Here is an 8940-nt window from a genome sequence, read left to right as displayed (position 1 = left end):
GTGGGAGCGAGCCTGCTCGCGATGAGGCCTTGATAGCCAGCAAGGAGCCTACTGAAGAAACCCGGCCACCCTGCCCGCCGCCGCCTCCAAATGCTGCTCATGGCTAAACCCCGAGGCCTTGAGCGGTTTCAGATCATGATCCCCCGCCTCCAGCCACATCACCTCGATACTCGGTGACAGCACGTAACCCTGCACTGCCTCGCGGTTACCCAACGCATCACGCTCGCCTTGGACGATCAAGGTCCGGGTCTTCAGTTCTGCCAAGTGCTCGACCCGCGGCTTCTGCGGTTTGCCCACCGCGTAGAAGGGATACCCCAGGCACACCAGGGCATCAGCTTCCAGCTCATCGGCCAGCAGGCTCGCCATGCGCCCGCCCATGGACTTGCCGCCAATGGCCAGCCGCCCAGCGACATAAGGCCGCACCGTGGCGTACACCTCGCGCCAGCACTCCAGCAACCTGGGAGTCGGGTTCGGCGGACGTTTACCGCCGTCCAGGCGTCGTTGAGCCATGTAGGGAAACTCGAAACGCAACACGTTGATGCCATGCCCGGCAAGGCGCGCGGCCATTTCGTTCATGAACCCGCTGTCCATCGGCGCTCCGGCGCCATGGGCGAGGATCAGGGTCGGTGGCTCGGCGCTGACACCCGTTTGCGCCGCTGTCCATAGCCAGCCGTGTTCGGCCACACATCGCGCCCATTGATCTCTATCAATACTGGCCTTGTGCTGTTTGTCCATGCTTGCCTCGCTTTTAGTCTGCCTATAACTCCAGGCGAAGAACGCCGCACTGCCTTGCGCAGGCGCTCACTTCGGCTGAACCGTGGATGGGGAACCATGAACACATCTATCAGTACCGCCTACAACTACAAGGTGGTCCGCCAATTCGCCATTATGACGGTGGTGTGGGGCATCGTCGGCATGGGGCTCGGGGTTTTTCTCGCGGCCCAATTGGTCTGGCCACAGCTCAACTTCGATTTGCCGTGGACCAGCTTCGGCCGCCTGCGCCCGTTGCATACCAACGCGGTGATCTTCGCCTTCGGCGGCTGCGCCCTGTTCGCCAGTTCGTTCTATTCGGTGCAACGCACCTGCCAGACTCAATTGTTCGCCCCGAAACTGGCCGCGTTCTGCTTCTGGGGCTGGCAGTTGGTGATTCTACTGGCGGCCATCAGCCTGCCGCTGGGCTACACCAGCTCCAAGGAATACGCCGAACTGGAGTGGCCGATCGACATTCTGATCACCATCGTCTGGGTCGCCTACGCCATCGTGTTCTTCGGCACTGTGGCCAAGCGCAACACCAAACACATCTATGTCGGTAACTGGTTCTTCGGCGGGTTCATCCTGACCGTGGCGATCCTGCACATCGTCAACAACCTGGAACTGCCGGTGAGCTTCACCAAATCCTACTCGGTGTATGCCGGGGCCACCGATGCGATGGTGCAATGGTGGTACGGCCACAACGCCGTGGGCTTCTTCCTGACCACCGGCTTCCTGGGGATGATGTATTACTTCGTGCCCAAGCAGGCCGAGCGTCCGGTGTATTCCTATCGCTTGTCCATCGTGCACTTCTGGGCGCTGATCACCCTGTACATCTGGGCCGGCCCGCACCACTTGCACTACACCGCGCTGCCGGACTGGGCACAGTCGCTGGGCATGGTGATGTCGCTGATCCTGCTGGCGCCGAGTTGGGGCGGCATGATCAACGGCATGATGACCCTCTCGGGTGCCTGGCATAAATTGCGCAGCGACCCGATCCTGCGGTTCCTGGTGGTATCCCTGGCGTTCTACGGCATGTCGACCTTCGAAGGCCCGATGATGGCCATCAAGACTGTCAACGCCCTCTCCCACTACACCGACTGGACCATCGGCCACGTTCACGCCGGTGCCTTGGGCTGGGTGGCGATGATTTCCATCGGCGCGCTGTATCACATGATCCCGAAAGTCTTCGGCCGCCCCCAAATGCACAGCATCGGCCTGATCAACGCGCACTTCTGGCTCGCGACCATCGGCACCGTGCTGTACATCGCCTCCATGTGGGTCAACGGCATCGCCCAGGGCCTGATGTGGCGTGCGGTGAACGAGGACGGCACCCTGACCTACTCCTTCGTCGAAACCCTGGTGGCCAGCCACCCTGGCTTCGTCGTGCGGTTGGCGGGCGGGGCAATCTTCCTCTTCGGCATGTTGCTGATGGCCTACAACACCTGGCGCACCGTGCGGGCCTACCAGCCTGACGAAGCCGCCGCTGCCGCGCAGATGGCTTGAGGAGTCCGCCATGAAACACGAAACAATCGAAAAAAACGTCGGCCTGTTGATGCTGCTGATGGTCCTGGCCGTGAGTATTGGCGGCCTGACCCAGATCGTGCCGCTGTTCTTCCAGGACGTGACCAACAAACCGGTGGACGGCATGAAGCCCTACACCGCGCTGCAACTGGAAGGCCGTGACATCTATATCCGCGAAGGCTGCGTCGGCTGCCATTCGCAGATGATCCGTCCGTTCCGCGCCGAGACCGAGCGCTACGGCCACTACTCGGTAGCCGGTGAAAGCGTTTGGGACCACCCGTTCCTGTGGGGCTCCAAGCGCACCGGGCCGGACTTGGCCCGGGTCGGCGCGCGCTACTCCGATGACTGGCATCGCGCCCACCTGTACAACCCGCGCAACGTGGTGCCCGAGTCGAAGATGCCGGCCTATCCATGGCTGGTGACTCAGGCGGTTGACAGCAGCCACACCGAAACCAAGCTGCGCACCATGCGCACCCTGGGTGTGCCGTACACCGATGACGACATCAGCGCCAGCGTGGCCTCCCTCAACGGCAAGACCGAGATGGACGCCCTGGTGGCCTACCTGCAAGTGCTCGGCACTGCCATCAAGAGCAAGAGGTGAGCCTATGTTCCTTGAAATGAGCACTGGAATGATCCGCGGCCTGGGCACGGTCGTGGTGTTCGTGGCCTTCATCGGCCTGACCCTGTGGGTGTTCAGCAGCAAGCGCAGCCCGGAATTTGCCGAAGCACGCCTGCTGCCGTTCGCCGACGAGCCGCCCGCCGACATCGCCAACCCCCAAGACCCCGCAACAAGGAGCACCCGGCCATGACCACCTTCTGGAGTACGTGGATCAGCGTACTGACCATCGGCAGCCTGATCGGTCTGACCTGGCTGCTGATCGGCACCCGCAAGGGCGAGACCAAGGGCAGTGTCGACCAGACCATGGGCCACAGCTTCGACGGCATCGAGGAGTACGACAACCCGTTGCCGCAGTGGTGGTTCCTGTTGTTCGCCGGCACCCTGGTGTTTTCCGTCGGCTACCTGGTGCTCTACCCGGGCCTGGGCAACTGGAAAGGCATCTTGCCCGGCTACGAAAATGGCTGGACCGGCGCCCATGAATGGGAAAAGGAAATGGCCAGGGCCGACGCCAAATTCGGGCCGATCTTCGCCAAGTTCGCCGCCATGCCGCTGGAAGAAGTCGCCAAGGACCCGCAGGCATTGAAGATGGGTGGCCGCTTGTTCGCCTCCAACTGCTCGGTCTGCCACGGCTCGGACGCCAAGGGTGCCTTCGGCTTCCCGAACCTGGCCGACAGCCACTGGCGCTGGGGCGGCAGTGCCGAAACCATCAAGGCCACCATCATGGGCGGTCGCATGGCCGCGATGCCGGCCTGGGGCGAAGTGCTGGGCGAAGCCGGCGTCAAGAACGTGGCCGCGTATGTGCGCCATGATCTGGCGGGCCTGCCGCTGCCGGCAGACAGCGGCGCCGACCTGCAAGCAGGCCAGCAGGCGTTCAACACCACCTGCGTCGCCTGCCACGGTGCCAACGGTAAAGGCACCGAAGCCATGGGCGCGCCAGACCTGACCTTGCCGGCCGGCTTCATCTACGGCACCAGCCTGGCGCAACTGCAACAGACCATCCGTCATGGCCGCCAGGGCCATATGCCAGCGCAGAATGAGCTGCTCGGCAATGACAAGGTGCAACTGCTTGCGGCTTACGTCTACAGCCTGTCCCACGCGGCGGGCACCGAGCGCCTGCAAGCTGAACGCAAAAGCGAATAAATCCTGACCACACGAACAGCCGCATCCATCTGGGTGCGGCTGTTCCGTGCCCCTGCGCGACTCATTGTCGCACCCCTTCTCTTCGCGCCTTTCGGTTACCTGCAATCGGGTCTAAGCTTGCCCGAGCATGCACTGGCGATTGCCGGTTTCAGGTCGATCCGAGCCGATGTGTCCCACAATCCGTTCGATAAAATGGCCGCAAAGGCCGGTAGATACCGGCTATTGCGCCCAGGGTCTCCCATGACCCGAACGCCGTGTTGGAACACACCCCGTTACAACCGACCCGACCCCCTCGCCTCTTTCCTTCGCCGCGACAATTTGCCGGGGCCCGATTTTGTCCCTACGTCACGCATGGAAAGGCCGCAGAATCTGCTTTGGAAAGCATTGACCCAGGTCATGGCGCGTTGCAATGACCCCCCGCTTTCTCCATACTTGCGACCGATTTTTATCCTAATAAAACACCCAAACCGTGGAACCTTAGAATGAGCACAGCAATCAGTCCGACTGCTTATAACTATAAGGTAGTCCGCCAGTTCGCCATCATGACGGTGGTCTGGGGGATCCTTGGCATGGGGCTCGGTGTATTCATCGCCTCGCAACTGGTCTGGCCGGAGTTGAACTTCGATCTGCCATGGACGACGTTTGGACGCCTGCGCCCGCTGCACACCAACCTGGTGATCTTCGCCTTCGGTGGTTGTGCGTTGTTTGCCACTTCCTATTACGTCGTGCAGCGAACCTGCCAAACGCGACTGATTTCCGACAGCCTCGCCGCCTTCACCTTCTGGGGTTGGCAAGCGGTCATCGTTGGTGCGATCGTGACCTTGCCGATGGGTTTCACCACCACCAAGGAATACGCAGAGCTGGAATGGCCCCTGGCTATTCTGCTGGCCATCGTCTGGGTGACCTACGGTCTGGTGTTCTTCGGCACTATCGTCAAGCGCAAGACCAAGCACATCTATGTCGGTAACTGGTTCTACGGTGCCTTCATCGTCGTGACCGCCATGCTGCACATCGTCAACCACGCGTCCCTGCCGGTCAGCTTCTTCAAGTCTTACTCGGCCTACTCGGGCGCCACCGACGCGATGATCCAGTGGTGGTACGGCCACAACGCCGTGGGCTTCTTCCTGACCACCGGCTTCCTGGGGATGATGTATTACTTCGTGCCCAAGCAGGCCGAGCGTCCGATCTATTCCTATCGCCTGTCCATCGTCCACTTCTGGGCGCTGATCACCCTGTACATCTGGGCCGGCCCGCACCACTTGCACTACACCGCGCTGCCGGACTGGGCACAGTCCCTGGGCATGGCGATGTCGATCATCCTGCTGGCTCCGAGCTGGGGCGGCATGATCAACGGCATGATGACCCTCTCGGGCGCCTGGCATAAGCTGCGCACCGACCCGATCCTGCGGTTCCTGGTGGTTTCCCTGGCGTTCTACGGCATGTCGACCTTCGAAGGCCCGATGATGGCCATCAAGACCGTCAACTCCCTGAGCCACTACACCGACTGGACCATCGGCCACGTACACGCTGGTGCGTTGGGCTGGGTTGCGATGATTTCCATCGGCGCGATCTACCACATGATCCCTAAACTGTTCGGTCGTGCGCAGATGCACAGCACCGGCCTGATCAACACTCACTTCTGGCTCGCCACCATTGGCACCGTGCTCTACATCGCCTCGATGTGGGTCAACGGCATCACCCAGGGCCTGATGTGGCGTGCAATCAACGACGACGGCACCCTGACCTACTCGTTCGTCGAAGCACTGCAAGCCAGCCACCCCGGTTTCATCGTCCGTGCCCTGGGCGGCGCGTTCTTCGCCAGCGGCATGCTGTTCATGGCCTACAACGTGTATCGCACCGTTCGTGCCTCTGACCCGGCCGAAGCTGAAGCCGCCGCCAAGATCGCCGTAGTTGGAGCTCACTGATGAAGCACGAAACAGTAGAGAAGAATATCGGCCTGCTGGCCTTCTTCATGGTCATCGCCGTCAGCATCGGCGGCCTGACCCAGATCGTTCCGCTGTTTTTCCAGGACGTGACCAACAAGCCGGTCGAAGGCATGAAGCCGCGCACCGCTCTTGAACTGGAAGGTCGCGACGTCTACATCGCCAACGGCTGTGTCGGCTGCCACTCGCAGATGATCCGTCCGTTTCGCGCCGAAACCGAACGCTACGGCCACTACTCGGTCGCCGGTGAAAGCGTCTGGGACCACCCATTCCTGTGGGGTTCCAAGCGTACCGGCCCGGACCTGGCCCGTGTTGGCGGCCGCTACTCCGACGATTGGCAGCGTGCGCACCTGTACAACCCGCGCAACGTAGTGCCTGAGTCGAAAATGCCGGCTTACCCGTTCCTCGTAGAAAACAAGCTCGACGGCAAAGACACCGCCAAGAAAATGGAAGTCTTGCGGACCCTGGGCGTGCCTTACACCGATGAAGACATCGCCGGTGCCAAGGATGCCGTGAAGGGCAAGACTGAAATGGACGCGCTGGTGGCCTATCTGCAAGGCCTGGGCACCATCATCAAAAGCAAACGGTGATTTAGATGGATATCGGGATGATTCGTGGCCTGGGCACCGTCGTCGTGATGGTGGCCTTTATCGGTCTGGCGTTGTGGGTGTTCAGCCCCAAGCGCAAGTCGGAGTTTGACGACGCGACCTTGCTGCCGTTCGCGGATGATCCCGAAGCCATCAAGCACGTCGAGCAAGCTTCTAGGAGTAACAAAGAATGACTACGTTCTGGAGTCTGTACGTCACAGTCCTCAGTCTGGGTACGATCTTCGCCCTGACCTGGCTGCTGCTGTCGACCCGTAAGGGCCAGCGCGCCGAACAAACGGACGAGACTGTTGGTCACTCGTTCGATGGCATCGAAGAGTACGACAACCCACTGCCTAAATGGTGGTTCATGTTGTTTGTGGGCACCATTATCTTCGCCTTGGGTTATCTGGTGCTCTACCCGGGCCTGGGCAACTGGAAAGGCCTGCTGCCAGGGTATAACTACCTGGACACCGAAAAGCAGACCCCTTTCGCCAACGGCCAGACCGGCTGGACCGGCGTTCACGAGTGGGAAAAGGAAATGGCTCGTTCGGACGCCAAGTTCGGCCCGATCTTCGCCAAGTTCGCTTCCATGCCGATTGAAGAAGTCGCCAAGGACCCGCAAGCCCTGAAGATGGGTGGCCGCCTGTTCGCCTCTAACTGCTCGGTCTGCCACGGTTCCGACGCCAAGGGTGCCTATGGCTTCCCGAACCTGACCGACGCCGACTGGCGCTGGGGTGGTGAGCCGGAAACCATCAAGACCACCATCATGGGCGGTCGTCATGCGGTGATGCCGGGCTGGGCTGCCGTGGTTGGCGAGCAAGGTGTTGCCGACGTCTCCGCCTACGTGGTGACCAGTCTGCACGGCCGGAAACTGCCGGAAGGCGCCAAGGCCGATCCGGCCAACGGCCAGAAGCTGTTCGCGGCCAACTGCGTGGCCTGCCACGGTCCAGCCGGCAAGGGCACGCCTGCGATGGGCGCACCTGACCTGACCCACCCGGCTGGTTTCATCTATGGTTCGAGCTTCGCTCAGCTGCAGCAGACCATCCGTTACGGTCGCCAGGGCCAGATGCCTGCCCAGGCCGATCTGCAGGGTAACGACAAGGTCCACCTGCTGGCTGCCTACGTCTACAGCTTGTCTCACGGTGAAAAGGCTCCTGCGGCTGACGCCCAGTAAAGCCAACGCTTGATGTACCAAAGGCCCCGTCAACCAACGTTGACGGGGCCTTTTGTTTGCCGGTGCGTTAGGACGAAATTGTTTTATCTTGCCCGCAATCAGCAGCGGTAGTAACGTGCCTACATTCAGTTCTATTGAGGACGCCGCCATGTCCATCACCACTATTTCCAGCCGCGAATTCAACCACGACACAAGTGGTGCCAAAAAAGCCACCCGCCAGGGGCCGGTCATCATCACCGACCGTGGCAAGCCGGCCCATGTGCTGCTAAGCATTGAGGAGTACCAGAAACTGACCGGCATCGGCACCAGCATTGTCGAGTTGCTGGTCATGTCCGACACGCCAGATATTGATTTCGATACCGAACGTGCCGTCATCTCTCCTCGACCGGTGGACCTGTCCTGATGTACCTGCTCGACACCAACGTCATCTCGGAACTGCGCAAGCCTCATGCCGATAAAAACGTACAGGCCTGGGCGCGTAGCGTGCCCGCCCCCAGCCTTTACGTCTCGGCGATTACCGTATTGGAATTGGAAACCGGCGTGTTGCGCTTCGAACGCAAAGACCCGGTGCAAGGCAGCCACCTGCGCGCATGGCTGGATAACCACGTCATGCCCGCATTCGCCGGAAGAATCCTGTCGGTCGACCGCGCCGTGGCGCTGCGCTGCGCTCGCCTGCACGTACCGGATCGCAGCAATGAATGCGATGCACTGATTGCCGCCACCGCACTGGTCCATGGCCTGACCGTGGTCACCCGCAATGTGACTGATTTCCAAAGCAGCGGCGTGGCCTTGCTCAATCCATGGTCAAGCTAATATAACGTCGCGACGGACCATCAATTACCGCCAAGGAGATAGGCGCAATGGACATCGAAACACTTCAGCGCGCAACGATGAGCCCTCGGCATGTCTGACGCGCTCTGGGCCGCTCGCCTGGGCGATGCACTGAACCACACCTCGATGATGGCCGACATTCTCGGCGGCGTGCTGGAAGTGGCGGCGAATATCGCCATCACCGCCCTGGCGACCGCTGCCGTGGTGGCCGCCACCGGCATCACCGTCGCCACGGGTGGCCTGGGTTGCTTCCTGCTCGGTGCGGTGGTGGGTGCGGTCGTGGGCCTTGCCATGAGCAAGACCGGGGCCGACGAAGGCCTGAGTAATATCTGCGAAGGCATTGGCAACGCGCTCTTCCCGCCCACGGTGCAG

The 8940-nt window shown here is 61.2% G+C and carries 12 protein-coding genes; 11 read left to right on the top strand and 1 reads right to left on the bottom strand.

The genetic code is table 11. The features are described 5' to 3' along the window. Positions 1–48: 48 nt before the first annotated feature. Positions 49–735 (bottom strand): alpha/beta family hydrolase, encoded by a 687-nt coding sequence (locus HU811_RS21610; protein WP_186658008.1) that lies wholly within the window; start codon positions 733–735, stop codon positions 49–51. A gap of 96 nt (positions 736–831) precedes the next feature. Between HU811_RS21610 and ccoN (HU811_RS21605) the strand changes: the two genes are divergently transcribed. From ccoN (HU811_RS21605) to HU811_RS21555, 11 genes are all read left to right on the top strand, one after another. Then, complete coding sequence (gene ccoN / locus HU811_RS21605) at positions 832–2256, top strand: cytochrome-c oxidase, cbb3-type subunit I (protein ID WP_186658007.1); 1425 nt, start codon at positions 832–834, stop codon at positions 2254–2256. A gap of 10 nt (positions 2257–2266) precedes the next feature. After that, positions 2267–2875 carry a cytochrome-c oxidase, cbb3-type subunit II gene (gene ccoO / locus HU811_RS21600; protein WP_092403071.1) on the top strand — a complete coding sequence of 203 codons (609 nt, stop codon included), beginning with the start codon at positions 2267–2269 and terminating at the stop codon, positions 2873–2875. A 4-nt stretch (positions 2876–2879) separates the two neighbouring features. Then, positions 2880–3083 carry a cbb3-type cytochrome oxidase subunit 3 gene (locus HU811_RS21595; protein WP_092403069.1) on the top strand — a complete coding sequence of 68 codons (204 nt, stop codon included), beginning with the start codon at positions 2880–2882 and terminating at the stop codon, positions 3081–3083. Then, positions 3080–4033, top strand: a complete 954-nt coding sequence (gene ccoP, locus HU811_RS21590; RefSeq protein ID WP_092459065.1) for a cytochrome-c oxidase, cbb3-type subunit III — start codon at positions 3080–3082, stop codon at positions 4031–4033. Before HU811_RS21595 ends, ccoP (HU811_RS21590) begins: the two co-directional genes overlap by 4 nt. 482 nt (positions 4034–4515) lie before the next feature. Further along, complete coding sequence (gene ccoN / locus HU811_RS21585; RefSeq protein ID WP_047227187.1) at positions 4516–5958, top strand: cytochrome-c oxidase, cbb3-type subunit I; 1443 nt, start codon at positions 4516–4518, stop codon at positions 5956–5958. Beyond that, on the top strand, positions 5958–6566 hold the full coding sequence (ccoO, locus tag HU811_RS21580; protein WP_014339380.1) for a cytochrome-c oxidase, cbb3-type subunit II: 609 nt from the start codon (positions 5958–5960) through the stop codon (positions 6564–6566). Before ccoN (HU811_RS21585) ends, ccoO (HU811_RS21580) begins: the two co-directional genes overlap by 1 nt. Before the next feature lie 5 nt (positions 6567–6571). After that, positions 6572–6757 (top strand): CcoQ/FixQ family Cbb3-type cytochrome c oxidase assembly chaperone, encoded by a 186-nt coding sequence (locus HU811_RS21575; protein ID WP_003183474.1) that lies wholly within the window; start codon positions 6572–6574, stop codon positions 6755–6757. Further along, on the top strand, positions 6754–7737 hold the full coding sequence (gene ccoP / locus HU811_RS21570; protein ID WP_092403065.1) for a cytochrome-c oxidase, cbb3-type subunit III: 984 nt from the start codon (positions 6754–6756) through the stop codon (positions 7735–7737). The genes HU811_RS21575 and ccoP (HU811_RS21570) overlap by 4 nt, the downstream gene beginning before the upstream one ends. A gap of 148 nt (positions 7738–7885) precedes the next feature. Further along, positions 7886–8140: a type II toxin-antitoxin system Phd/YefM family antitoxin gene (locus tag HU811_RS21565; RefSeq protein ID WP_186658005.1), complete on the top strand. Its 255-nt coding sequence runs from the start codon at positions 7886–7888 to the stop codon at positions 8138–8140. Continuing rightward, positions 8140–8550: a type II toxin-antitoxin system VapC family toxin gene (locus HU811_RS21560; protein ID WP_186658003.1), complete on the top strand. Its 411-nt coding sequence runs from the start codon at positions 8140–8142 to the stop codon at positions 8548–8550. The genes HU811_RS21565 and HU811_RS21560 overlap by 1 nt, the downstream gene beginning before the upstream one ends. 90 nt (positions 8551–8640) lie before the next feature. Continuing rightward, the coding region (locus HU811_RS21555; RefSeq protein ID WP_186658001.1) for a hypothetical protein at positions 8641–8940 on the top strand (300 nt) is incomplete at its 3' end.

Source organism: Pseudomonas tehranensis (assembly GCF_014268615.1).
Lineage (GTDB): Bacteria > Pseudomonadota > Gammaproteobacteria > Pseudomonadales > Pseudomonadaceae > Aquipseudomonas > Aquipseudomonas tehranensis.
This window is presented reverse-complemented; position numbering and strand designations above follow the sequence as displayed.